Annotated in this window: 21 protein-coding genes and 1 pseudogene; 12 read left to right on the forward strand and 10 right to left on the reverse strand. The window is 70.2% G+C overall.

Translation table 11 applies throughout. The features are described 5' to 3' along the window. The first annotated feature begins 78 nt into the window (after window positions 1-78). Complete coding sequence (locus tag FHR33_RS39770) at window positions 79-900, forward strand: chorismate mutase (protein WP_183659105.1); 822 nt, start codon at window positions 79-81, stop codon at window positions 898-900. Here FHR33_RS39770 and FHR33_RS39775 read toward each other — a convergent pair. Beyond that, window positions 851-2,230, reverse strand: coding sequence for an amino acid permease (locus FHR33_RS39775; protein WP_312895940.1), 1,380 nt, complete (start codon window positions 2,228-2,230; stop codon window positions 851-853). The genes FHR33_RS39770 and FHR33_RS39775 overlap by 50 nt on opposite strands. A 184-nt stretch (window positions 2,231-2,414) precedes the next feature. Between FHR33_RS39775 and dnaE the strand changes: the two genes are divergently transcribed. Beyond that, complete coding sequence (gene dnaE / locus FHR33_RS39780; protein WP_183659107.1) at window positions 2,415-5,942, forward strand: DNA polymerase III subunit alpha; 3,528 nt, start codon at window positions 2,415-2,417, stop codon at window positions 5,940-5,942. A 60-nt stretch (window positions 5,943-6,002) separates the two neighbouring features. Here dnaE and FHR33_RS39785 read toward each other — a convergent pair whose 3' ends face one another. Both FHR33_RS39785 and murA read right to left on the reverse strand, forming a co-directional pair. Then, a complete protein-coding gene (locus FHR33_RS39785; RefSeq protein WP_312895941.1) occupies window positions 6,003-8,207 on the reverse strand; it encodes a transglycosylase domain-containing protein in 2,205 nt (734 codons plus the stop codon). Window positions 8,208-8,259: 52 nt separating this feature from the next. Then, entirely contained in the window at window positions 8,260-9,570 is a 1,311-nt protein-coding gene (murA, locus tag FHR33_RS39790; protein WP_312895942.1) for a UDP-N-acetylglucosamine 1-carboxyvinyltransferase, read from the reverse strand. A 66-nt stretch (window positions 9,571-9,636) separates the two neighbouring features. On the opposite strand from murA, the gene FHR33_RS39795 reads away from it, so the two are divergent. Continuing rightward, entirely contained in the window at window positions 9,637-10,155 is a 519-nt protein-coding gene (locus tag FHR33_RS39795; RefSeq protein WP_183659109.1) for a hypothetical protein, read from the forward strand. Here the strand turns inward: FHR33_RS39795 and FHR33_RS39800 are convergent. From FHR33_RS39800 to FHR33_RS39815, 4 genes are all read right to left on the reverse strand, one after another. Next, window positions 10,150-11,520: an amidase gene (locus tag FHR33_RS39800; protein WP_183659111.1), complete on the reverse strand. Its 1,371-nt coding sequence runs from the start codon at window positions 11,518-11,520 to the stop codon at window positions 10,150-10,152. The genes FHR33_RS39795 and FHR33_RS39800 overlap by 6 nt on opposite strands. A 349-nt stretch (window positions 11,521-11,869) precedes the next feature. Continuing rightward, window positions 11,870-12,367, reverse strand: coding sequence for a Cys-tRNA(Pro) deacylase (gene ybaK / locus FHR33_RS39805; RefSeq protein WP_183659112.1), 498 nt, complete (start codon window positions 12,365-12,367; stop codon window positions 11,870-11,872). A gap of 18 nt (window positions 12,368-12,385) precedes the next feature. Then, window positions 12,386-13,852 (reverse strand): amidohydrolase family protein, encoded by a 1,467-nt coding sequence (locus tag FHR33_RS39810; RefSeq protein WP_183659114.1) that lies wholly within the window; start codon window positions 13,850-13,852, stop codon window positions 12,386-12,388. Beyond that, window positions 13,849-15,126 (reverse strand): MFS transporter, encoded by a 1,278-nt coding sequence (locus tag FHR33_RS39815; protein WP_246452324.1) that lies wholly within the window; start codon window positions 15,124-15,126, stop codon window positions 13,849-13,851. Before FHR33_RS39815 ends, FHR33_RS39810 begins: the two co-directional genes overlap by 4 nt. Before the next feature lie 191 nt (window positions 15,127-15,317). Between FHR33_RS39815 and hisD the strand changes: the two genes are divergently transcribed. From hisD to hisF, 9 genes and pseudogenes are all read left to right on the forward strand, one after another. Further along, entirely contained in the window at window positions 15,318-16,628 is a 1,311-nt protein-coding gene (gene hisD / locus FHR33_RS39820; RefSeq protein WP_183659116.1) for a histidinol dehydrogenase, read from the forward strand. Beyond that, window positions 16,625-17,695 carry a histidinol-phosphate transaminase gene (locus tag FHR33_RS39825; protein WP_183659118.1) on the forward strand — a complete coding sequence of 357 codons (1,071 nt, stop codon included), beginning with the start codon at window positions 16,625-16,627 and terminating at the stop codon, window positions 17,693-17,695. Before hisD ends, FHR33_RS39825 begins: the two co-directional genes overlap by 4 nt. Next, a complete protein-coding gene (gene hisB, locus FHR33_RS39830; protein WP_183659120.1) occupies window positions 17,692-18,285 on the forward strand; it encodes an imidazoleglycerol-phosphate dehydratase HisB in 594 nt (197 codons plus the stop codon). The genes FHR33_RS39825 and hisB overlap by 4 nt, the downstream gene beginning before the upstream one ends. Then, the gene (locus FHR33_RS39835) at window positions 18,282-18,437 is read left to right on the forward strand and encodes a CG2302 family histidine operon protein (protein ID WP_183660656.1); all 156 of its coding nucleotides are present in this window, start codon (window positions 18,282-18,284) and stop codon (window positions 18,435-18,437) included. The genes hisB and FHR33_RS39835 overlap by 4 nt, the downstream gene beginning before the upstream one ends. Beyond that, window positions 18,434-19,066: an imidazole glycerol phosphate synthase subunit HisH gene (hisH, locus tag FHR33_RS39840; RefSeq protein ID WP_312895943.1), complete on the forward strand. Its 633-nt coding sequence runs from the start codon at window positions 18,434-18,436 to the stop codon at window positions 19,064-19,066. Before FHR33_RS39835 ends, hisH begins: the two co-directional genes overlap by 4 nt. Further along, window positions 19,063-19,392 (forward strand): hypothetical protein, encoded by a 330-nt coding sequence (locus FHR33_RS39845; protein WP_183659124.1) that lies wholly within the window; start codon window positions 19,063-19,065, stop codon window positions 19,390-19,392. The genes hisH and FHR33_RS39845 overlap by 4 nt, the downstream gene beginning before the upstream one ends. 5 nt (window positions 19,393-19,397) lie before the next feature. After that, the gene (gene priA / locus FHR33_RS39850; protein ID WP_183659126.1) at window positions 19,398-20,120 is read left to right on the forward strand and encodes a bifunctional 1-(5-phosphoribosyl)-5-((5-phosphoribosylamino)methylideneamino)imidazole-4-carboxamide isomerase/phosphoribosylanthranilate isomerase PriA; all 723 of its coding nucleotides are present in this window, start codon (window positions 19,398-19,400) and stop codon (window positions 20,118-20,120) included. Between the two features lie 51 nt (window positions 20,121-20,171). Then, window positions 20,172-20,402 (forward strand): annotated as a pseudogene (locus FHR33_RS51070) (Rid family hydrolase); the annotation flags it as partial. A gap of 141 nt (window positions 20,403-20,543) precedes the next feature. Beyond that, window positions 20,544-21,305, forward strand: coding sequence for an imidazole glycerol phosphate synthase subunit HisF (hisF, locus tag FHR33_RS39860; protein WP_183659128.1), 762 nt, complete (start codon window positions 20,544-20,546; stop codon window positions 21,303-21,305). A 6-nt stretch (window positions 21,306-21,311) separates the two neighbouring features. Here hisF and FHR33_RS39865 read toward each other — a convergent pair whose 3' ends face one another. The 3 genes from FHR33_RS39865 to FHR33_RS39875 form a co-directional block, all read right to left on the reverse strand. Beyond that, the gene (locus FHR33_RS39865; RefSeq protein ID WP_183659130.1) at window positions 21,312-22,640 is read right to left on the reverse strand and encodes a glutamine synthetase family protein; all 1,329 of its coding nucleotides are present in this window, start codon (window positions 22,638-22,640) and stop codon (window positions 21,312-21,314) included. Window positions 22,641-22,730: 90 nt separating this feature from the next. After that, the gene (locus tag FHR33_RS39870; RefSeq protein WP_183659132.1) at window positions 22,731-22,892 is read right to left on the reverse strand and encodes a hypothetical protein; all 162 of its coding nucleotides are present in this window, start codon (window positions 22,890-22,892) and stop codon (window positions 22,731-22,733) included. Window positions 22,893-23,140: 248 nt separating this feature from the next. After that, complete coding sequence (locus FHR33_RS39875; RefSeq protein WP_183659133.1) at window positions 23,141-23,770, reverse strand: TIGR03085 family metal-binding protein; 630 nt, start codon at window positions 23,768-23,770, stop codon at window positions 23,141-23,143. Between the last annotated feature and the right edge of the window lie 103 nt (window positions 23,771-23,873).

Genomic DNA, 23,873 nt, shown 5'->3' on the forward strand with positions numbered 1-23,873 from the left:
ACCCGAGGTCTCTGCCCTTTTTGTTTCCTGGAGACCCCGCCGGCTCCGCTGGGACCGGCTTGAGCAATGGGAGCCGAGATGACCTCCACTCTCGAACCGAGGACCGTCACCCGCTGGGTCAGCCTGCGTCCCCACCACGGGCGGGTGCCCGCCGAGGATCTGGTCGACGGCCCGCTGTACGTCGAGCCCTTCTCCGCCGCCGACCTGCCGGCGATCGCCGAGCGCGCGGCCGGCGTGGTGGTGGGTTCGGCGTGGATGCAGGACTTCCAGCTGGTGCGCGCCGTGGCCAGGCTGGGCCTGCCGGTGATCGTGCAGCGTGGCCATTCGGCCACCCTCGAGGAGTGGCTCGGCATCGCCGACTACTGCGTGGCCGAGGGCAACGACCAGGTGGTGCTCTGTGAGAGCGGCACCCGCACCCACCTGAGCCACGTCGCCCTCGACCTGACCCTGCTGCGCGCCGCCAAGGCCAGGTCGGGACGGCCGGTGCTCGCCGACGTCTCAGGCGACCCCTCGCTGGCGCCGGCCGCGATCGCCGCGGGCGCCGACGGCCTGCTGCTGTCGCCGTCGGCCTCCGACGCCGAGGTGGCCGTGGCCCGCGAGGCCGTGGCCCTGTTCGGGGCGCTGGCGGTGCGCGAGAGCCCCTCCACCCTGCCCGAGGCGCGCGAGGCCATCGACAGGGTCGACGCGGCCCTCGCCGTCCTGCTCGAACGGAGGGCCGAGCTCGCGGGCGTCGTGCAGTCGCTCAAGCCCGTCGGCGGGTTCGCGGGACGCGACATGGAGCGGGAGCGTCAGCTCGTGGCGGCGATGGCCGAGCGCGCGCCCAAGCTGGGCGCGGAGCGCCTGGCGCCGATCATGAACGCGGTGATCGAGGCGGGGCTGCGCCTCGCCGAGGAGCGCTGACCAGCTTCCATCCCACGGCGATCGCCGCGACCAGCGCGGGAATGAGGAAGAAGGCCACTCTCTGGTTGTCGTCGGCGAAGGCCATCAGCACCACCACGAGCGCGAGGAACCCCAGCGTGAACCAGTTGCTGTACGGCGTGCCCGGCATCGCGAACTCCGAGCGGTGCCCGGTACGGCGCAGCCGCAGCTGGCAGTAGACCAGCGTCCCCCACGTGGTGATCACGCCCAGCGAGGCGACGGCGGTGGCGATGTCGAAGGCCCGCTGGGGCACGAAGTAGAACAGCGCCACCCCAGCGAGGAAGACCGAGGCGGTCAGCATGATGCCCCCGACGGGCACGTGCCTGGAGCTGAGGCCGCCGGTGAAGCGCGGCGCCTCGCCCTTGAGCGCCATCGCTCGCAGGATGCGCCCCGTGGAGTACAGGCCCGAGTTGCACGAGGAGGTGGCGGCGGTGATGACGATGAGGTTCATCGCGTCGGCCGCCCACGGCACGCCCAGCCTGGCGAAGACCGTGACGAAGGGCGAGGTGCCGGCGCTGTAGAACGTCCACGGCAGCACCATGGTCAGCAGCAGGATCGAGCCGATGTAGAACAGCGCGATGCGCCACACCACGCCGTTGACCGCCTTGGGCATCACCTGCCTGGGGTTCTTGGTCTCGCCCGCCGCGATGCCGACCAGCTCGATCGAGGCGTAGGCGAAGACCACCGCCTGCAGGCTCATGAGCACGACGGGCAGGCCGTTGGGGAAGAACCCGCCGTGCGCGGTGAGGTTGCCCACCCCCGCCCTGGTGCCGCCGACGTCCATGCTGAACAGCACCAGGGCCAGGCCGACGACCAGGAAGGCGCAGATCGCCAGGACCTTCAGCAGCGCGAACCAGAACTCGAGCTCGCCGAAGAGCTTGACCGACACCAGGTTGACCACCAGCACGAAGACCAGAGCGATCAGCGCGGTGAGCCACTGGGGGAAGCCGGGCGCCCAGTAGGCGACGTAGGTCGCGATCGCGGTCAGCTCGGCGATGCCGGTGAAGGCCCAGTTGATCCAGTACATCCAGCCGCTGGCGAAGGCGGCCCACGGCCCGACGAACTCGCCCGCGTACTCCACGAAGGAGCCCGAGGTGGGCCGGTAGAGGACCAGTTCGCCCAGGGCGCGCATGACGAAGAAGGCGGCCAGGCCGGCGACGGCGTAGGAGAGCACCAGCGCGGGACCGGCGGCGGCGAGCCTGCCGCCCGCGCCGAGGAACAGGCCCACGCCGATGGCGCCGCCGATCGCGATCATCTGGACCTGGCGGTTGCCGAGGGCGTGGGAGTAGCCCTCGTCGGACTGTGCGCGCACCGTTTCTCCTTTGTCACGGAAACGATATATGCGCAGGTAGAGGTGGGTCTCAGGGGCTCGCCGTGCAGTCTGTAGCGGAGGCCGTACACCTCGTCAGGGGCTGGTGGCGCGGGCCGGAAAAGTCGGTGCGGCCCATTAGGCTCAGAGCCTGCACATCCGGTCTCGATGGAGGAGGCGCCGCTCCATGTCGTCCAGTGACTCGTTTGTACACCTGCACGTGCATACCGAGTACTCCATGCTGGACGGGGCCGCGCGCCTCAAGCAGATGTTCAAACAGGTCGGCGAGCTCGGCATGCCCGCCATCGCCATCACCGACCACGGCAACATGCACGGCGCCTACGACTTCTACCGGCAGGCCACCGGCGCGGGCATCAAGCCGATCATCGGCATCGAGGCCTACGTCGCGCCCGAGCTGCGGCAGAACAAGAAGCCGGTGCTGTGGGGCGAGCCGCACCAGAAGAAGGACGACGTCTCAGCCGGTGGCTACTACACCCACATGACGATCTGGGCGCGCAACAAGGCCGGCCTGCACAACCTGATGCGGCTGTCCTCCCGCGCCTACACCGAGGGCTTCGTGCGCAAGTGGGCGCGCATGGACGCCGAGATCCTCGCCGAGCACTCCGAGGGCCTCATGGCCACCACGGGCTGCCCCTCGGGCGAGGTCCAGACCAGGCTGCGCCTCGGTCAGTACGACGAGGCGGTCAAGGCCGCGGCGAGGTACCAGGAGATCTTCGGCAGGGACAACTACTTCCTCGAGATCATGGACCACGGCCTCGACATCGAGCGCAGGGTCCGCGACGGGCTGACCAGGATCAGCAAGGAGCTGGCCATCCCGCCGCTGGTCACCAACGACTCCCACTACACCTACGAGTCCGACGCGGCCTCCCACGACGCCCTGCTGTGCATCCAGACAGGCAAGCAGCTGTCCGACCCCGACCGCTTCCGCTTCGACGGCTCCGGCTACTACATCAAGGACGCCGACGAGATGCGGGCGGTCGACTCCTCCGACCTCTGGCTCGAGGGCTGCCGCAACACGCTGCTCGTGGCAGAGAAGGTCGACCCCACGGGGTTCTTCGAGTTCAAGAACCTCATGCCGACGTTCCCCGTCCCCGACGGGATGACCGAGGAGGAGTTCTTCCGCCAGGAGGTGTGGAAGGGCCTGGAGCGGCGCTTCCCCAGCGGGATCGACGAGGAGCACCGCGCCTGGGCCGAGAAGGAGCTCGGGGTCATCATCCAGATGGGCTTCCCGAGCTACTTCCTCGTGGTCGCCGACTTCATCATGTGGGCCAAGAACAACGGCATCCGCGTGGGCCCCGGCCGTGGTTCGGCGGCAGGCTCGCTGGTCGCCTACGCGCTCGGCATCACCGACCTCGACCCGATCCCGCACGGCCTGATCTTCGAGCGCTTCCTCAACCCTGAGCGCGTCTCCATGCCCGACGTCGACATCGACTTCGACGAGCGCAGGCGCGCCGACGTGATCCGCTACGTGACCGAGAAGTGGGGCGCCGACAAGGTCGCCATGATCGCCACTTTCGGCACCATCAAGGCGAAGGCGGCCATCAAGGACGCCGGTCGCGTCCTCGGCTATCCCTACGCGCTCGGCGACAAGGTCTCCAAGGCCTTCCCTCCCGCGGTGATGGGCAAGGACATCCCGCTGGCGGGCATCTTCGACAAGGACCACCCGCGCTACGCCGAGGCGGGCGAGCTGCGCAGGCTCTACGAGGAGGACGTCGACGTCAAGGCGACGATGGACCTCGGCAGGGGCCTGGAGGGTCTGATCCGGCAGACCGGCGTGCACGCCGCGGGCGTCATCATGTCCGCCGAGGTGCTCACCGACTACATCCCCATCATGCGCCGCGACTCCGACGGCGCGATCATCACGCAGTTCGACTACCCGACCTGCGAGACGCTCGGCCTGCTGAAGATGGACTTCCTGGGCCTGCGCAACCTCACGATCATCGACGACTGCCTGAAGGCCATCGAGCTCACCACCGGTGAGAAGATCGAGCTGCTCGACCTGCCCCTCGACGACACCACGACCTACGAGCTGCTGGCCCGCGGGGACACGCTGGGCATCTTCCAGCTCGACGGCGGCGGCATGCGCTCGCTGATGCGCCTGATGCGCCCCGACAACTTCGAGGACATTTCCGCGGCGCTCGCGCTCTACCGGCCAGGCCCGATGGGAGCCAACTCCCACACCAACTACGCGCTGCGCAAGAACGGCCAGCAGGAGATCACCCCGATCCATCCCGAGCTGGAAGAGCCGCTCAAGGAGATCCTCGACACGACCCACGGCCTGATCGTCTATCAGGAGCAGGTCATGGCCATCGCGCAGAAGGTGGCGGGCTACTCGCTCGGCGGCGCCGACCTGCTGCGCCGCGCGATGGGCAAGAAGAAGAAGTCCGAGCTGGACAAGCAGTACGAGTTCTTCGAGAAGGGCATGAGGGAGAACGGCTTCTCGCCCGCCGCCATCAAAGCCCTGTGGGACATCCTGCTGCCGTTCTCCGACTACGCCTTCAACAAGGCCCACACCGCGGGCTACGGCCTGGTCGCTTACTGGACCGCCTATCTCAAGGCCAACTACCCGGCCGCCTACATGGCCGCCCTGCTGTCGAGCGTCAAGGACGACAAGGACAAGTCGGCGCTCTACCTCAACGAGTGCCGCCGCATGGGCATCAAGGTCTTCCCGCCGGACGTCAACGACTCCGACTTCGACTTCACCCCGCGCGGTACCGACATCCGCTTCGGCCTGTCGGCCGTCCGCAACGTCGGTGGCAACGTCGTCGACGGCATCATCACCGCCCGCAAGGAGAAGGGCCGCTTCGCCGACTTCAAGGACTTCCTGCGCAAGGTCCCCGCGATCGTCTGCAACAAGCGGGTGATCGAGTCGCTGATCAAGGCGGGCGCCTTCGACTCGCTCGGCCACGTCCGCAAGGGCCTGGTCATGGTGCACGAGCAGGCCGTCGACGCGATCATCGACATCAAGAAGAACGAGGCCATCGGCCAGGACTCCCTGTTCGGCGCCGTCGACGGCGGCGAGGACCAGACCTTCGACGTGCAGGTCCCGGTGGGCGAGTGGGACAAGAACACCCTGCTGCAGTTCGAGCGGGAGATGCTCGGCCTCTACGTCTCCGACCACCCGCTGTTCGGCGTGGAGCACATCCTCGCCTCGGGGGCCGACTGCTCGATCGCCGCGCTGCAGGACGACAGCCGCTCCGACGGCCAGGTCGTCACGGTCGGCGGCATCCTGTCGGGCGTGCAGCGCAAGGTCACCAAGAAGGGCGACACCTGGGTGCTGACCCAGCTGGAGGACCTCGAAGGCGCGATCGAGGTGATGATCTTCCCGTCGGCCTACCAGTTGTGCTCGACGATCCTGGCCGAGGACGCCATCGTTTTCGTCAAGGGGCGCATCGACAAGCGCGAAGACGTCGCCAAGATCATCGCGATGGAGGTGACCGCTCCTGACCTGACCGTCGAGTCGGGCGGTCCGCTGCTGGTCAGCCTGCCGCTGAGTCGCTGCACCCCGCCGGTGGTCGGCAGGTTGAAGGAGATCCTGATCACCCACCCCGGCACCTCCGAGGTGCACCTCCAGGTGCACAACGGCCCCAAGACCACGGTCATGCGGGTGGAGGACCGGCTACGGGTGACGCAGTCGCCCGCCCTCATGGGCGACCTGAAGGAGCTGCTCGGCCCCGCCTGCCTCGGCGGCTAGACCTGGGCGCGCCCGGTACGGGTCAAGTCCGACGACGGGCGAACAACCTCATCCCTGCGGCTAGTGGTCGGGTCGGTGGCGTCTGCTCAGCCAGCGGTAGTACTGGCGGTAGTTGTCGCGCAGCTTCCTGAAGTGGCGCCGGTGGGAGGCCTCGCGCTGCTCGGCGCGCTTCTCCGCGGCCAGGGCCTCCGCCAGGCCGGGGGTGTGGCCGCCGCCGAAGCGCGACATGTCCGGGTGGACGAAGGAGGTGGGGCGGGTGTCGCGCAGCGCCGCCTCCATCGAGGCCACCCAGATCGGTCCGGGTAGCGACGCGCCCTGCACCTGGCCGTACGACTGGCCGCCGATCTCCACGCCGCGCAGCGGGTAGCGGTAGGAGCCGCGGATGTCGCCCAGGCTCACCGCGGCCGCCAGGTCGGGGGTGTAGCCGGCGAACCAGGCGGAGGTGTAGCCGTTGTTGGTGCCGGTCTTGCCCGCAGCGGGCCGTCCGATGCTCTGCCCCTTCATCGTGCCCTGGGAGAAGACGCCCGACAGGATGTGGTTGACCGCGTCGGCCACGTCGCGCTCCAGCGCCTGCTCGCAGGAGGGAGGCACCCGGGTGCGCAGCCCCTCCCTGTCGACGATCTCCACGATCGCGACCGGACGGCAGTAGCGCCCTCGCGCGGCGAAGGCCGCGAAGGCGCCGGCGACCGTGAGCGGGTCCATCTCGTTGACGCCGAGTGTGAAGGTGGGCACCTCCCTCAGCGGGGCGCCGTCGGCTCTGGCGACGCCCAGCGACCTGGCCGTCTCGACCACGTTGCACAGGCCGACCCTGCGCTCCAGCATCATGTAGAAGATGTTCACCGACTTCCAGGTGCCGGTGGACAGGCTGTGCGGGCCGCCCTTCCCCTCGCCGCTGGCGTTGTAGATCTTCGTGGTGGGCGCGTTGACCGGCTTGCCCGCGCAGTTCTTGTAGCCCTCGGAGGGGACGAACATCCCCGGCGTCTTGAACCCCTGGTCGAAGCGCCAGCCCTGCTTGAGCGCCGTGGCCAGCGTGAACACCTTGAACGTCGAGCCGGCCTGGAAGCCCATGCCGCCGCCGTGCCGCACGTCGGCCGCCAGGTTGAAGGTGGTGTGCGGCCCGTTGTCCCTGTCGCCGGCGTTGCGGCCGAACTTCTTGCTGGCCGCCAGCGCCCTGATGCGTCCCGAGCCGGGCTCGACCATGGCCTCGGCCGCGACCTCGGTGTCCGCGGCGCTCACCCTGGCCGCGATCGCCCGCTCGGCCGCGCGCTGGGCCACGGGGTCGAGGGTGGTCTTCAGCACCAGGCCGCCCCTGGCCATGCGGCGCTGCCGCTCTGCCCTGGTGCCGCCGAAGACGGGGTTGGACAGCAGCTCACGCTGCACGTAGAGGCAGAAGTAGGGGTAGGCGCTCTCTGCGCAGCCGCCCGGTTCCGGCCGCAGCCTGATGGCCAGCGGCGCCCGCTTGGTGGCCGTCGCGGTCGCCTGGGAGATCATGCCCAGCCCCGCCATGCGGTCGAGCACGGTGTCGCGGCGCTCGCGCAGCCGCGCCCGCTGGGCCCTGCCCAGCGAGGGATCGGTCGAGTACGGCAGGCGCACCGCCCCCGCCAGCGTCGCCGCCTGCGCCAGCGTCAGCTTGTCGGCCGTGGTGGAGAAGAAGCGCCTGGCCGCCGCCTCGACGCCGTAGGCGCCCGCCCCGAAGTAGGCGATGTTGAGATACCGCTCGAGGATGTCGTCCTTGCGGTACTTCTCCTCCATCGCCAGCGCCAGGCGCAGCTCGGTGATCTTGCGGGCGATGTTCGGGGCGCGGGCCGCCTCCCTTTCCTTCTCGCTCTCGGCGTTCTCGACCAGGATGTTCTTCACCAGTTGCTGCGTCAGCGACGAGCCGCCCTGCTTGATGCCGCCGGCCTGGGTGTTGGCGATGATCGCGCGCAGCGTGCCCTTGAAGTCCAGCCCCGCGTGCTCGTAGAAGCGGGCGTCCTCGATCGCGACGATCGCCCTGCGCATCACGGGAGCGACCCGCGAGAGCGGCACGGTGGTCCTGTTGGCCTCGTAGAACTGGGCGAATCGCTTGCCGTTCTTGTCCAGCAGCGTGGTGAGCTGTGACAACGGCTCCTCTCGAGGTGCGGGAGGCAGGTCGATGAGGGTGGACGCGGCGGTGCGTGTGGCGATCCCCGCTCCGCCGACGGCGGGAACCACCACCGCCGCCGCGAGCACGCCTCCGAGCGCGCCCGCCATCCCGAGCCCGGCGACGGATTTGATCACAGTCACTCAGATGGTCTGCGACCGGCCGAACCCGGCCAAACACCTGGTTCTCCAGCCTTTACTCTTCTCTGCGGATATTCAGACCGAGCAAGGCGAACTGCTCGAACGGCCGGTGGTAGCCCCGCTCGATGTGCTGGACGCCGCGCAGTCGTGACGTGCCGTCGGCCACCGCGGCGGCCAGCACGGCGGAGAAGCCCGCCCTGATGTCGGGCAGCATCACGTCGGCGCCGCGTAGCTTGGACACCCCGCGCACCACGGCCGAGTGCTTGGCGTTGGTGTCGTGGTAGCGGCAGGCGGGGCCGCCCAGGCACTGGTCGAACACCTCGATCTCGCAGCCCATCTCCTGCAGCGCGGGCACGTAGACCAGGCGGTTCTCGAAGACCGTCTCGTGCAGGACGGACATGCCCTGGCTCTGGGTGAACAGCACCATCAGCGGCGTCTGCCAGTCGGTCATGAACCCGGGGTGGGTGTCGGTCTGCACCGCGGCAGAGCGCAGGCCCTCGGGCGGCGCGGTCGCGCAGATGTAGTCGTCGTTGATCTCGAACTGGGCGCCCATCCTGGCCAGCGTGGTGATCGCGGTGACGAGGCGGTCCTGGGGGCAGCCGTGCACGCGCACCTCGCCCCTGGTGATGAGTCCGGCGGCCAGGTAGGAGAAGGCCTCGATGCGGTCGCCCGACAGCCAGGTCTGCGCCCCGTGCAGCTCGGGGACCCCCTCGATGACGATCCTGCGGTCGGGGGAGAGCTCGATCCTGGCGCCCATGCGCTGCAGGAACAGCGCCAGCTCCACGACCTCGGGCTCCATCGCCGCGTTCTTGATCACGGTCTTGCCCTCGGCCAGCACCGCCGACATCAGGATCGTCTCGGTGGCGCCGACACTCGGGTAGGGCAGCTCGATCCTGGCCCCCCGCAGTCTGGTGGCCTTGGCGTAGATGCCGTCCTCACCCACCTCGACCTCGGCGCCCATCGAGCGCAGCGCCTCGACGTGGAAGTTCACCGGGCGGCGGCCGATCGGGTCGCCGCCGACCAGGGGCACGAACGCCTCGCCCGCCAGGTGCAGCAGCGGGCCGAGCATGAGGATCGGGATGCGGTTCAGGCCGCTGAAGGCGTGGGGCACCTGCGGCCTGATCTCCTTCCCCTTCTCGATCCTGATCTCCTGTTCGTTGATCTTGACGTGGATGCCGAGGGCTTCGAGCATCGCCGCGGTGATGCCGACCTCGCCCACCTCGGGAGCGTTGTGGATACTGCTCTCGCCGGTGCCGAGCATGGCCGCCACCATGTGCTTCGACACGCCGTTCTTGGACCCGCGGACCTCCACGTCGCCGCGCAGCGGACCTGAGGGCTCGATCAGCCAGACCTTGTCTTCAATCACGGCACGAGCCTAACCGGGGGATACCATCGAGCAGGTTCGGACACACTTGTGAGGGGGAGTGGCCTGGTGGGGCATGTGCGGGCTTTCGCGGTGACCGTTCTCGCGCTTGCCACTCTCGGCGTCCCCGCGGGGCTGGTGTGGTCGCTGATCGCGCCGCGCGCGCCGTACGCGCTCACCGGCGAGGGGCCGGTGCTGGCCGATCCCGCGACCCAGAGCCTGATCGCCGCCGACGGCTGGTACGCGGTGATCACCGGCGCCCTCGCGCTGGTATGCGCGGTCGTGGCGTGGAACCTGGCCGGGACCCGGCGCCTGGAGGTCCTGCTCGGGCTGGCCGCGGGTGGCGGGCTCGCGGCGTTCGTCACCTACTGGGTGGGCACCACCTTCACCCTCGGCGCGGTCACCGTGGAGGCTCAGGCGCTCGGGCCCGGCGTGAAGGTGGTGGCGGGGGCGCTGGAGCTGACCGCCAAGGGCGTGCTCGTCACCTGGCCGCTGCTGGCCGTCGGAATGTTCGGGATCATGGAGGCCGTCGTGGCCTACCGCGAGTCGCCGCTGCGCAGGCCGTACGGGGAGATCGAGCGGCTATAGGGACGGGCGGCGGGTGCCGTGCCCCGTGGCCTGTTCGAAGGCGTGCGCCACGCGCAGCACGCCGGCGTCGTCGAAGGGACGGCCGACGATCTGCACGCCCACGGGCAGCCCCGTGGAGGTGAAGCCGGCGGGCACCGACGCGGCGGGCGCGTGCAGGACGCTGATCCAGTAGGCCGAGCGCATCCAGGTCAGGTAGTCGGGCAGCTTCACGCCGTTGATCTCGTCGACGTACGGCTGCTCGACGGGGAACGGCGGCACCTGGCTGACCGGCGCGACCAGCACGTCGTAGGTGTCGAAGAAGGCGGCCATCCGCTGGTAGAGGCCGCTGCGCAGCTTCTCGGCGCGGGCCAGGTCGGCCCCGGTGACCAGACGGCCCTGCTCGACGTTCCACGCGGTGTTGGCGCCCAGGCCGTTCAGCTCGCCGAACGACAGCGCGTAGTACCAGGCGCGGTAGATCCTGAAGGCGTCGTCGGCGTCGGACAGGTCGAGGTCGACCTGCTCCACGTGCGCGCCGAGCCGCTCGAACACCTTGGCGGCGGAGGCGGTCACGGCCGCGGTCTCGTGGTCCACGGGCAGCCCGCCCAGGTCGGGGCTGAAGGCCACCCGCAGGCCGCGCACCGGCGCTTCGAGGTCGGCGGCGAAGGGCTCCTTGATCGAGTACGGCGAGCGCGGGTCGAATCCCGACATCACGCTCATCATCAGGGTCAGATCCTCGACCGTCCTGGCCATCGGTCCCGAGACGGCGAGGGTGTACCAGGCCGCTGTGTCGGAGATGTCGGGCACCCGTCCAGGCGTCGGGCGCAGGCCGACCACGTTGCAGAAACTCGCGGGGTTGCGCAGGGAGCCGCCCATGTCCGAGCCGTCGGCCAGCGGCACCATCCCGGTCGCCAGCGCCGCGGCGGCGCCTCCGCTGCTGCCGCCCGCCGACCTCGACAGGTCGTACGGGTTGCGCGTGGCGCCGAAGACCTCGTTGACGGTGTGGGAGCCGGTGCCGAACTCGGGGGTGTTGGTCTTGCCGATCGCGATGGCCCCCGCGTTCCTGAGCCTTTCGACCAGGATGTCGTCGCTCTCAGGGACGTGGTCCGCGAACAGCGGCGAGCCGTACGTGGTCCTGACGCCCGCGGTGTCGACCAGGTCCTTGTGCGCGACGGGCACGCCGTGCAGGGGGCCCTTCGGCTCGCTCGCGTCGGCGGCGGCCGCCGCCTCGAGCGCCCGCTCGGCGACCAGGGTCACGATGGCGTTGACCGCGGGGTTGACCTGCTCGATGCGGGCCAGGTGGGCCCGCATCAGCTCCACGGCGCTGATCTCGCGGGCCCTGAGCAGGCGGACCATCTCGGTCGCTGTGAGGTAGTGCAGTTCGGTCACGTCTGCGATCCTGCCCCATGCCCCGCCTCGGGGCCATGGCAGCCCTTGCCGTGTTCCCCCGTCCCTCGTCGTCAGCCCGCAACCGAAGCCCGCCCACTCCCCGAAGAGCCGGGCGGAGCCCGTCGCCTCCTCATCACCGAGAGGACGGGTCCGAAGCCCGGCGCCTTCCCCTCTTCGAGAGGACGGGTCCGAAGCCCGGCGCCTTCCCCTCTTCGGAAGGACGGGGTCCGAAGTCCGGCCTTCGTTTCCGAGAGGATGGGGCCCGAAGTCCGGCCTTCGTTTCCCGGAGATCGGGGACGACGTGCGGTGGCCTGTTCGTCCCGGAGAACGGGGCTGGAGTCGGGCGGGGTCAGCCGGTCTTGGCGATCGGGGCCGTCACCGCTCTGGTGAGGTCGACCAGGTTCTTCGGCGAGGTCTCGATCTGCAGGCCCCGCTTGCCCGCCGAGAAGTACACCGTGTCGAACTCCAGCGCCGAGGAGTCGACCACCGTCGGCAGCTGCTTGCGCTGCCCGAGCGGGCTGATGCCGCCGACCACGTATCCCGTGACCCGCTCGACCTTCGCCGCGTCGGCCATCGCCGCCCGCTTGCTGCCGAGCGCCGCCGCGAACGCCTTGAGGTCGAGCTTGCCCGCCACCGGCACCACCGCCACGGCCAGCCCGCTCTCCACCTCGGCCACGAGGGTCTTGAAGATCCGGTCGTACGGCAGGCCGAGCGCGTCGGCCGCCTCCTCGCCGTAGGCCTGCGCGTTCGCGTCGTGCTCGTACGGGTGCAGGGTGAAGTCGGCCCCCGCCTTGGTCAGCGCGACCGTCGCGGGGGTGCCCTGCCCGCCCTTCTTCGCTTTGCTCACGACACCCGATCGTAACGATCAGAGAGCGGTGACGGGCCTGCCGGGCAGCGACTCGGGCAGCAGCTCGCCGTCGCGCACCACGAACTGGCCGCCCACCACGACGTGCGCGAACCCGGCCGAGGGCAGGATTGTGGACTCGTAGGTGGCGCGGTCGGCGACCGTCGAGGGGTCGAAGACGGTGAGGTCGGCGTCGCAGCCGGGCTGGACCCTGCCCTTGCGGCGCATCGCGGGCACCCCGACCACGTCGGCGGGCACGAGCGTGCACCTGCGGACGGCCTCGGCCAGGCTCAGCAGGCCCTTCTCCCGCACCAGGACCCTGAGGACGCGCCCGTAGGTGCCTGCCGTACGGGGGTGGGAGACGACGCCCTCCGGCAGCGGCCACGCCGTAGGGTCGGCCGCGCCCGAGCGCCAGAGCAGGGGCACGGCGTCGGTGGCCACGGCGGCGTCGGGGAAGGTGAGGGCGCGCTCGATGAAGGCGAACTGCGCGGGGTCGTGCTCGTCGAGCAGGTGGACGAAGACCGCGGCCCCTGGGTCGCGCCGTCTGACCTCGCGCAGCGCCGCCTCGTCGGCCAGGCGGCCCTCCGCGCCGAGCAGGCCGAGCGAGTGCGGCGTGAGGCCGCGGCGGTGCAGGATCTCGGGGGCCAGGAAGGCGGCGCCCACGCCGGTCATGCCCGCGCCGTACGGGTAGGCCTCGGTGGTGACCCGCGCGCCCTCGGCGCGCACCCGCTCGACCAGCCCGAGCACGCGGTCGACGTGCTGGATCGAGGTGCTGTTGACGTGGCAGTAGTGCATGTGCGCGCCGGTCTCCGCGGCCGCCTTGACGATCTCCTCCGCGCCGTCGATCGGCGTGGTGGCGTCGAGCTCGACCAGCTCGCGGGCGTGCGTGTAGGTGGGCAGCCCCGCGCGGGCGGCCAGCGCCGCGACGGCCAGGTACTCCGAGGGGTCGATCCTCGGCGCGTAGCCGACCAGGATGCCGATGCCCAGCGCGCCGTCGGCCAGGTCGCGCTCCAGCATCCCGACGATGCGCCCGACCGCGGCGGCAGGGGCGGGACGCTGCCACTCGGGGCGGCCGATGTTGGCCATGAAGTCGTCGATGTCGCCGCCCGGCCGCACCCCCGCCAGCACGGCCATGCGCGCGACCGCCCACGAGGTGGCGAAGCCGTAGTTGAGCGGCCTGCCCTCGGCCGCCGCCTGCCGGTAGGCCGCCGCCACCGGGTAGCTCCCCGCCTCCAGCTCCAGCACCGTGGTCACGCCGTCGAGCGCCTGCAGCCGGTGCCCGGCCTGGTCGGCGCTGTGGCTGTGCAGGTCGATGAAGCCGGGACAGACCACGAGTCCTCGTACGTCCACCACGGTGACGCCGGCCAGCGGGGTGGCCGACACCTCCCGCACCTGCCCGCCCGAGACGCCGACGTCGCGCACCGCGTCGAGGCCGGTCTCGGGGTCGATCACCCTGCCGCCGCTGAGCACCAGGTCGTAGGTCGTCACACGGTCTCCTTCGTCGCGAGAGAGAACTGCTCGGGGCGCTGCGGCACGAACACCGCGATGAGCGCGCCCAGGACGGTCGTGCCGATGAGCAGTCCGAACGCCGCGGTGTAGGAGAAGCGGTCCACCAGCCATCCCATCACCACGGGCGCGAGCACGCCCGCCATCTGCCCGCCCACGTTGACCACGCCCATGCCCGAGCCGATGATCGCGGGAGGCAGGGCCCTGAAGGGCATGCCCAGGATGCCCATCGTCGACAGGCCCGCCACCGCCAGGGCGAGCGTCTGGTAGATCGTGAAGCCCGCCGCGCTGTCGGCGCGCAGCATCAGCACCAGCAGGACGGCGGTGCACAGCAGCAGCGGGATCACGTACAGCCGCGCCCTGTCGTGGAAGAACCTGTCGAACAGCCAGCCGCCGACGAACGTGGTCAGGCACATCACCAGACCGGGGATGGCGGCGAGCACGCCGGTGTTCAGCAGGGAGATGCCGCGCTCCTCCATGAGGTAGCTGGGCACCCAGGTGATCATGCCGTAGCCGAGCATGTTGGTCGCGCAGAACAGGGCGGCGAACTTCCACACCGAGGGGGAGCGGATCACCAGGGCCAGCCCACCGCCCCCGCTCGCCGTCTGCCCCGCGATCCGGTCCGAGCCGCTGAGCCCGGCGGGCAGCGCCTTGGGCATCAGCGCCCACAGCGCGACACCGATCAGCACGCCCGCCACCGCGACCACCCAGAAGGTGTGCCGCCAGCCGAAGACCAGCAGCAGCGGCGCGACCACCAGCGGCGCCAGACCCGCGCCCAGCTGGTTGGAGGCCAGGATCGACCCCGCCGCGGTGGCTCGGCGTTCCGGTGTGGTGCGCTCGGCCAGCGCCTTGAACGACGCTCCGGGAAACAGCCCCTGACCCACTCCGAACAGCGCCCTGATCACCAGCAGCGACACCAGCCCCCACGCCAGGCCGGTCAGCGCCGTGAACGCGGTCCAGAGCACGAGGGAGACCACCAGCAGCCTGCGCGAGCCGAACCGGTCGGCGAGCACGCCGCCCGGCACCTGGCAGAGGAGATAGACCAGGGAGAAGACGGTGATGAGCCAGCCCTGCTCGGTCTTGCTGAGCGCGAACTCCTGCCCGATGTACGGCAGCGCCACGGCCATCATGACGCGGTCGACGTAGTCGATGATCCAGACGCCCATGAGCAGGCCGACGGTGACGGTGGCGGTCCTGCGTACCCGTGCGGGGGTCCATTCGTCGAGGCGGACGGCGGACGTTTCGATGGAACCCAAAGCGCGACCTCCGGATCGCTCGTTGCGTTCCCGTCACCCTCTGTCAGCGCGCGCGACGGCGCTTCGTCCCACAACACGAAAGTCCGGCCGAAGGTCGTGAAAGGGGACGAACGCCCGCCTTTCTGGCGCGAAACGCGTCCCGCATGGTGGACACGACGGGATTCCCCAGTTGGACTCCGTAGACTGAACGGGTGATTTCCCGTATCGACCTGCGCGGCTCTCTTCCCGAGAACCTGCGCGACGTGCTGCCCCGCGCCGAACTCGACGTCGAGGCCGCCCTTGAGAAGGTGCGGCCCATCTGCGAGGACGTGCGCCATCGTGGGGCGGCAGCCGTGCGCGAGCTGACCGCCAGGTTCGACGGTGTCGAGATCCAGTCCACCCGTGTCCCCGCCGAGACGGTCCTGCGGGCGCTCGACGCCCTCGACCCCAAGGTCAGGGCGGCGCTGGAGGAGTCGATCAGGCGGGCCAGGATGGTCCACCGCGACCAGCGGCGCACCGACACCACGACCCAGGTGGTCCCGGGCGGCACGGTCACCGAACGCTGGGTGCCGGTCGATCGCGTGGGCCTCTACGTGCCGGGAGGGCGCGCGGTCTACCCCTCCAGCGTGGTCATGAACGTGGTCCCCGCCCAGGAGGCGGGCGTGGAGTCGCTGGCGGTCACCAGCCCCGCGCAGAAGGAGTTCGGCGGGCTGCCGCACCCCACGATCCTGGCGGCGTGCGCGCTGCTCGGCGTCGACGAGGTCTACTCCGTCGGCGGCGCGCAGGCGGTGGCGATGTTCGCCTACGGCACCGAGGAGTGCAGGCCGGCGACGATGGTGACCGGTCCGGGCAACATCTGGGTGGCCGCCGCCAAGCGCCTGCTCAAGGGTGTCATCGGCATCGACTCCGAGGCGGGCCCCACCGAGATCGCCATCCTCGCCGACTCCACCGCCGACCCCAGGCACGTGGCCGCCGACCTGATCAGCCAGGCCGAGCACGACGTCATCGCCGCCGCGGTCCTGGTGACCGACAGCGTGGAGCTGGCCGAGGCCGTGGAGAAGGAGCTGCCTGGACAGGTGGCCGCCACCCGCCACTCCGAGCGCGTGGCCGAGGCGCTGTCCGGCAAGCAGTCGGGCATCGTGCTGGTCGACGACCTGGCCGCGGGCCTCAGAGTGGTCGACGCCTACGCCGCCGAGCACCTGGAGATCCAGACCGCGAACGCGGCCGAGCTGGCGGCGAGGGTCAGGAACGCCGGGGCGATCTTCGTCGGGCCGTACAGCCCGGTGAGCCTGGGCGACTACATGGCCGGATCCAACCACGTGCTGCCCACCGGCGGCTGCGCCTGCCACTCCAGCGGACTCTCGGTGCAGACGTTCCTGCGCGGCATCCACGTGGTCGACTACACCCGCGAGGCGCTGGCCGAAGCCGCCGCGCACACCTGCGTGCTCGCCGACGCCGAAGACCTGCCCGCGCACGGTGCGGCGATCCGCGCCCGATTCGACTGGGAGATTCCGAACCAGTGAATCTCGAAGACCTTCCCATCAGGGACGACCTCAGGGGCAGGAAGCCGTACGGCGCGCCCCAGCTCGAGGTCCCTGTGCAGCTCAACACCAACGAGAACCCCTATCCGCCCTCCAAGGCGCTGGTCGACGACCTGGCCGAGGAGATCAGGCGCGACGCGGCGGGCCTCAACCGCTACCCCGACAGGGACGCGCTGGCCCTGCGCGCCGACCTGGCCGGCTACCTCGGTCACGGGCTCACCACCGAGCAGCTGTGGGCGGCCAACGGCTCCAACGAGGTGCTCCAGCAGATCCTGCAGGCCTTCGGCGGGCACGGCCGCACCGCGCTCGGCTTCGAGCCCTCCTACTCGATGCACCCGATCATCACCACGGGCACGAACACCGAGTGGGTCTCGGGGGCGCGCGAGGACGACTTCTCCCTCGATGCGGACAAGGCGGTCGCGGCCGTCGAGGAGCACCGGCCCGACATCGTCTTCCTGACCTCGCCCAACAACCCGACGGGCACCGCGCTCCCGCTGGAGACGATCTCCAGGGTGGTCGAGGCCGCGCCCGGCATGGTCGTGGTCGACGAGGCCTACGCCGAGTTCGCCCGATCCGGCACGCCGAGCGCGCTCACGCTGCTGCCCGCGCACCCCAGGCTGATCGTCACGCGCACCATGTCGAAGGCGTTCGCGATGGCGGGCACCAGGCTCGGCTACCTGGCCGCGCATCCGGCCGTGGTCGAGGCGATGCTGCTGGTGCGCCTGCCGTACCACCTGTCGACGGTCACGCAGGCGACGGCCAGGGTGGCGCTGCGGCACAGGGCCGAGCTGCTCGGCACGGTCGACGCGCTCAGGCAGGAGCGCGACGACACGGTGGCGTGGCTGCGCGCCCTCGGCTTGACGGTGGCCGATTCGGACGCCAACTTCGTGTTGTTCGGGCGTTTCGAGAACCGGCGCACGATCTGGGAGGGACTGCTCGAGCGTGGTGTGCTGATCCGTGAGGTCGGGCCGCCCGAGTGGCTGCGGGTGTCGATCGGCACCGGCGAGGAGATGTCGGCATTCCGTGCCGCTCTGGAGGGGGTTCTGTGAGCAGAGTCGGTCGCGTCGAGCGCGCCACCAAGGAGACCTCGGTTCTGGTGGAGGTGAACCTCGACGGCACAGGGCTGGTCGACGTCGCCACCGGGGTCGGGTTCTACGACCACATGCTCGCCCAGCTCGGCAAGCACGGCCTGTTCGACCTCACCGTCAAGACCGAGGGTGACCTGCACATCGACTCCCACCACACGATCGAGGACACCGCGCTCGCGCTGGGCGCGGCCTTCCGCGAGGCGCTGGGGGACAAGTCGGGCATCAGGCGGTACGGCAACGCGTCCTGCCCCCTGGACGAGGCGCTCGCCGAGGTCACGGTCGACCTGTCGGGCCGTCCGTACCTCGTGCACGCCGAGCCCGAGGGCATGGCCCCGATGATCGGCCCCGAGTACGACACGACGATGACCAGGCACATCCTCGAGTCGTTCGTGGCGCAGGCGGCGATCTGCCTGCACGTGCGCGTCCCGTACGGGCGCAACGCCCACCACATCGTCGAGGCCCAGTTCAAGGCGCTGGCCAGGGCGCTGCGCGAGGCCAGCGAGCCCGACCCGCGCGCCACGGGCGTGCCGAGCACCAAGGGTGTGCTGTGAGTGACAACTGGACTGCCATCGCGATGGTCTTCATCGGGCTGTTCCTGGTCGGCGGGGTCGTCTCGCTGTTCAAGCAGGGCCTGAAGATCGGCGCGGTGGTCTGCGGAATCGGCGCCGCGATGGCGCTGACGGCGGGGGTGCTGTGGTGGTGAGCAAGAACGTCGTCATCCTCGACTACGGCTCCGGCAACCTGCGCTCGGCCGAACGCGCGCTGGCCAGGACCGGCGCCCAGGTGACGGTCACGTCCGACTACGACGCGGCGATGGACGCCGACGGCCTGGTCGTGCCGGGCGTGGGCGCCTTCGAGGCGTGCATGAAGGGCCTGAAGAGCGTGGCCGGCGAGCGCATCATCGGCCGCCGGCTGTCAGGGGGCCGCCCGGTGCTGGGCATCTGCGTCGGCATGCAGATCCTGTTCGAGCGCGGCGTCGAGCACGGCGTCGAGACCGAGGGCTGCGGCGAGTGGCCCGGCACGGTCGAGCGCCTGGAGGCCCCCGTGCTGCCGCACATGGGGTGGAACACCGTCAAGGCGCCCTCGGGCAGCGTGCTGTTCGCCGGCCTCGACGCCGACACCCGCTTCTACTTCGTGCACTCCTACGGCGTGCGCGAGTGGGAGCTCCAGGCGGGCGACGGCTTCGCCGTACCGCTGGTGACCTGGGCCGAGCACGGGGTGCCCTTCGTGGCCGCCGTGGAGAACGGCCCGCTCATGGCCACCCAGTTCCATCCGGAGAAGTCCGGGGACGCCGGCGCGGTGCTGCTGAAGAACTGGGTCGGCACGCTTTGAGCAAGGAGCGGGCGCGGCGCAGGGCCGTACGCGAGGCCGAGAGAGAGCGGGCGGCCAGGCTGAACGCCGAGCGGATGGCCCGCAGGTCCCGCCGCAGGGCGCTGGCCGCCAGGCTGACCCCTCGCCCCGTCCGCTTCGCCAGGCAGGGCGGCCTGCTCGCCCGCAGGCAGCGCGCCCAGAACGGCGTCGTCGCCCTGCTCTTCGTCATCGTCCAGCTCCTGACCTGGCTGCTGTGGTCGTCATGGCAGGCCAGCCTCGCCGTGTTCGTGCTCTCCTTGCTGTTCGTCCCTGTGATCGTCACGCTCGCCTTTGACCGGAGGACCTGAAGAAGATGTCGCTCGTACTGCTGCCCGCCGTGGACGTCGTCGACGGCCAGGCCGTACGCCTCGTACAGGGAGAGGCCGGAACTGAGACGGGTTACGGCGATCCGCTGACCGCGGCGATGGCCTGGCAGAAGGCTGGCGCGGAGTGGATCCACCTGGTGGACCTCGACGCGGCCTTCGGCAGGGGCTCCAACAAGGATCTGCTGGCCGAGGTGGTCGGCAAGCTGGACATCAACGTCGAACTGTCCGGCGGCATCCGCGACGACGCCTCGCTCGAGGCCGCGCTGGCCACCGGGTGCAGGCGGGTGAACATCGGCACCGCCGCCATCGAGAAGCCGGACTGGTGTCGAAGGATACTCGCTGAGTATGGTGACAAGATCGCCGTCGGGCTCGACGTTCGAGGTACTACGCTGGCGGCACGCGGCTGGACCGAGGCGGGCGGCGACCTGTGGGAGGTGCTCGACAGGCTCGACGCCGACGGCTGCCCGCGGTACGTGGTGACGGATGTGACCAAGGACGGAACACTGCGCGGCCCGAATCTGGACCTGCTGCGCCAGGTCTGCGATCGAACCGACAAGCCGGTCGTCGCGAGCGGAGGGGTCTCCTCTCTCGACGATCTCATCGCCCTCACCTCTCTCACGCCCCACGGCGTGGAGGGCGCGATCGTGGGCAAGGCACTGTACGCGCAGGCTTTCACGCTGGAAGACGCTCTCGCCGCTGTTCGCGGCTAGGGCCAAAGGGAGGGACGCGTGATGGGCCAGGCAAGCTGCGTGCGCGAGGGGATGAGGATCTTCTCGGGCGGCGTCTGGGAGGAGAAGTACGGCTACGCCAGGGCGGTGGTGGCGGGGCCGCGTGTCGTGGTCTCCGGCTGCACGGCCACGATCGAGGGCGAGGTGCGACACGTCGGCGACGCCTACCGGCAGGCCATGACGGCCTTCGACATCGCGCTCGAGGCGGTCGAGGCGGCCGGGCTGGCCAGGGAGGACGTGGTCATGGTCCGCTACTACGTGGTGGACGACAGCCACTACGACGCGGTGGGCACCGCCCTGTCCGAGGTGCTCGGGCACGTCAGGGCCCGCCTGCACGGGCGTGAAGGTCGCGGGTCTGATCGACCCGCGCATGCTGGTCGAGATCGAGATCGAGGCGTTTCGGGCATGACGGTCGCGGTTCGGGTCATCCCGTGTCTGGACGTGGACGCGGGGCGCGTGGTCAAGGGCGTCAACTTCGAGAACCTGCGCGACGCGGGCGATCCGGTCGAGCTCGCCCGCCGCTACGACGAGGAGGGCGCCGACGAGCTGACCTTCCTCGACATCACCGCCTCCTCGGGCGAGCGGGAGACGATGTTCGACGTGGTCCGCAGGACCGCCGAGCAGGTCTTCATCCCGCTCACCGTGGGCGGCGGCGTCCGCTCGGTCGAGGACGTCAACAGGCTGCTGAGGGCGGGCGCGGACAAGGTGTCGCTCAACACCGCCGCCATCGCCCGTCCTGAGCTGCTGACCGAGGCCTCCCGCAGGTACGGCGCGCAGTGCATCGTGCTGTCCGTCGACGCCCGCAGGGCCGAGGGCACGCCGTCCGGCTTCGAGGTCACCACCCACGGCGGACGCAGGGGCACCGGCATCGACGCGGTGGAGTGGGCGGCCAGGGGTGAGGAACTCGGCGTCGGTGAGATCCTGCTCAACTCGATGGACGGCGACGGCACACTCGACGGCTACGACCTCGAGATGCTGCGCGCGGTGCGAGCCGCGGTCAGCGTGCCGGTGATCGCCAGCGGCGGCGCGGGACGGCTGGAGGACTTCCCTCCCGCGGTAGCGGCGGGCGCGGACGCGGTGCTGGCGGCGTCGGTGTTCCACTTCGGCACGCTGAAGATCTCCGAGGTCAAGCAGACCCTTCACGCGGCGGGCCACCCGGTCAGGTAGCCCCCGTCAGAAGACGCGCAGGTGGTGGAAGAGCTCGAAGGCGGCGTCGCGCTCCTTGAAGGCGGCCGCCTCCGAGCGCTTCACCGCCAGGTAGGCGCCGCCGCGCAGCGGGCCGAGCGCCGTCATCAGCAGTGAGTCGGACTCCAGCGCGTCGAGCGCCTCGTCGAGGGACGACGGCAGTCTGGGGTAGGCGCCCGGCCTGGTGTCGGGGTCGACGAGCACGGGCTCGCCGGGGTCGAGCCCGCGGCGGATGCCGTCGAGGCCCGCGTGGATGACCGCGCCGAGCGACAGGTAGGGGTTGGCCGAGGAGTCGGAGGGCTTGAGCTCCAGGTTGACCGACCCGGTCTGCCCCAGGGGCGAGCAGACCCTGACGGCCGCCTCCCTGTTGTCCGGCCCGTGGACCGCGTAGGCGCTGGACCACATGCGGGGCGCCAGCCGCCTGAAGCTGTTGACGGTGCCGCAGGTCAGCGCCGTCAGGGCGGGCAGGTGGGCCAGCAGGCCGCCCACGAAGGCGTTCATCAGGCCGGGGTCGCCGTCGAAGAGGTTGGCGTGACGCTCGCGGTCCCACAGCGACAGGTGCAGGTGGGCGCCGTTGCCCGCCTGGTCGGCGATGGGCTTGGGGGCCAGCGAGGCCCACATGGACATCCGCAGCGCCACCCCCCGGACCGTCTCGCGGTAGAGGATCTGGTTGTCGGCGGCGCGGAGGGCGGGGGCGTGCCTGATCGACAGCTCCTGCTGGCCGTGGCCCAGCTCGGGGTGGTAGTGCTCGACCCGCAGCCCCTGGGCCTCGAGCGTGCGCACCAGCTTGATCGCGTAGTCGTGGGCGAGGTCGAAGCCGATGGTGGAGTAGCAGAGGCTGTCGTCGAGCGGCACGAGCGTGTCGAGACCGCCTTCGGGGCCGGCGACGCGGTGGCCGAGCGTGAACTCCGGCTCGAAGGCCGCCTCCAGGGCGTAGCCCTCGGCCTCCAGAGCGGCGACCGCCTCCTTGAGGAAGGTGCGCGGGCACGCGTCCCACGCCGACCCGTCGAGCTGGACCAGGTCGGAGACCATGGCCGCGGCGCCGGGAGAGTAGGGGAGAAGCACGAATGTCGACGGGTCCGGCATGATCCGGACCTCGCCGACGGGTCCGAAGTGCTCGACCTCCTGCAACTGGTCGAGCATGTTCATCGCCATCATCGCCACGGTGTGCCCGATGCCCGAGCTGAGGCGCTCGGCCAGGCGCGTGCGGGAGGCCGCCTTGCCGCGGATCACCCCGCCGTGGTCGGCGTAGAGAAACCGTACGAGCTCGACGCCCTCGATCTCAGCCCGTTCGATGACGCTCTGGCGGTCTCTCATAGGCACCCCACCCGACCGACTCTACGCGCTTCGATCTCAGGTGGGCGGTCAACTCGCACGACCCGCGACCAGGGCGGACCGTTGGCTCTGTCAGGTCACGACGTTGGTGAAGAAGACAGCCAACTGATTGGCTCCGTTGACGATGCCGTCGAAAACACCCCTGACCGCCGCCGCCGCGTTTTGCGGCTGGGTGAACAGGTAGAAGACGACGAAGGCCACGGCGATATACGTGACGACCTTCTTGACCTGCATGGGGGGCCTCCTGCAGTCCATTCCCAGCCGTATATACCCGGATCTGGGCGATCACTGGCATCTTCTATGAAGATGTTCTTGATCATAACCGGGGGGCGTCTTTACCTGGCCATCGTACGGCCATTGGCATGAGTTGGCGCGGGAGACGCGCGCACGAGAGACGAAAGGCTCCGGCCGGCCGGTCGAAAAGCGTTGAACGAACCCGTCCTCCTCGATGACGGGACGGCGGGCTCCTCCAGGGTGAGGGCTCAGATGCCGAGTGGGGCGTGGGTGACGCGGGCGACGGCGTCGGGGTCGCCCGTGAGGTCGACCCTGGCGTGCTCCTGCCGTCCGAAGCAGAACAGCAGCAGTTCGCTCGCCTTGCCCGTGACCTCCACCTTGGGGCCGTCCTTGGCGCCGCCGATGGCCACTCCGCCGCCCAGGCGGTGGAGCACCACGCCGACGGGCGACTTGCGCAGCATCAGCTTGGCGGCCATGTCCAGACGCTTCCAGAGCAGCCGTTCGAGGTCGTCGGGCAGCTCGCGCGGCTCCCATGACGGCTGGGCGCGGCGCACGTCCTCGTGGTGGACGAAGTACTCCAGCGTGTTGACCGCCTCGTCGAGGGGCGGCAGCAGGCCGTAGAGACCGCCGGGCGTGCGGACGAGGCCGACCAGCTCAGGGAAGGGGTGCTTGGCCTTCAGCCCACGCTGGACCGAGGCGGTGTAGCCGGCCAGCGGACGCAGGGCGATGCCCGCGCCCGCGTCGAGCCTGCGCTCGCGCAGCACGAGGTGGGCGGCCAGGTCGTAAGTGCTCCAGCCCGTGCACAGCGTGGGAGCGTCGGGGCCGAGCCTGTCGAACAGGTCGCACAGAGCGGTGCGTTCGCTGCGGGCGTGAGTCACCAGACGATTCTACTGGGGCAGGGAATATCCAGATGATCGACCATGATAGGGACTTAAGTAGAAATTTCCCCGTTGGAAGGACTCCTTCAGAGTGGCGACCAAG

The sequence above is a fragment of the Nonomuraea dietziae genome, assembly GCF_014195505.1.
GTDB lineage: Bacteria > Actinomycetota > Actinomycetes > Streptosporangiales > Streptosporangiaceae > Nonomuraea > Nonomuraea roseola.

Bases quoted from the DNA above. Each gene is read 5' to 3' on its own strand.
- FHR33_RS39770 (WP_183659105.1), top strand. From the start codon at position 79: ATGACCTCCACTCTCGAACCGAGGACCGTCACCCGCTGGGTCAGCCTG.
- FHR33_RS39865 (WP_183659130.1), bottom strand. From the start codon at position 22,640: ATGAGAGACCGCCAGAGCGTCATCGAACGGGCTGAGATCGAGGGCGTC.
- FHR33_RS39870 (WP_183659132.1), bottom strand. From the start codon at position 22,892: ATGCAGGTCAAGAAGGTCGTCACGTATATCGCCGTGGCCTTCGTCGTC.
- dnaE (WP_183659107.1), top strand. From the start codon at position 2,415: ATGTCGTCCAGTGACTCGTTTGTACACCTGCACGTGCATACCGAGTAC.
- priA (WP_183659126.1), top strand. From the start codon at position 19,398: ATGTCGCTCGTACTGCTGCCCGCCGTGGACGTCGTCGACGGCCAGGCC.
- hisF (WP_183659128.1), top strand. From the start codon at position 20,544: ATGACGGTCGCGGTTCGGGTCATCCCGTGTCTGGACGTGGACGCGGGG.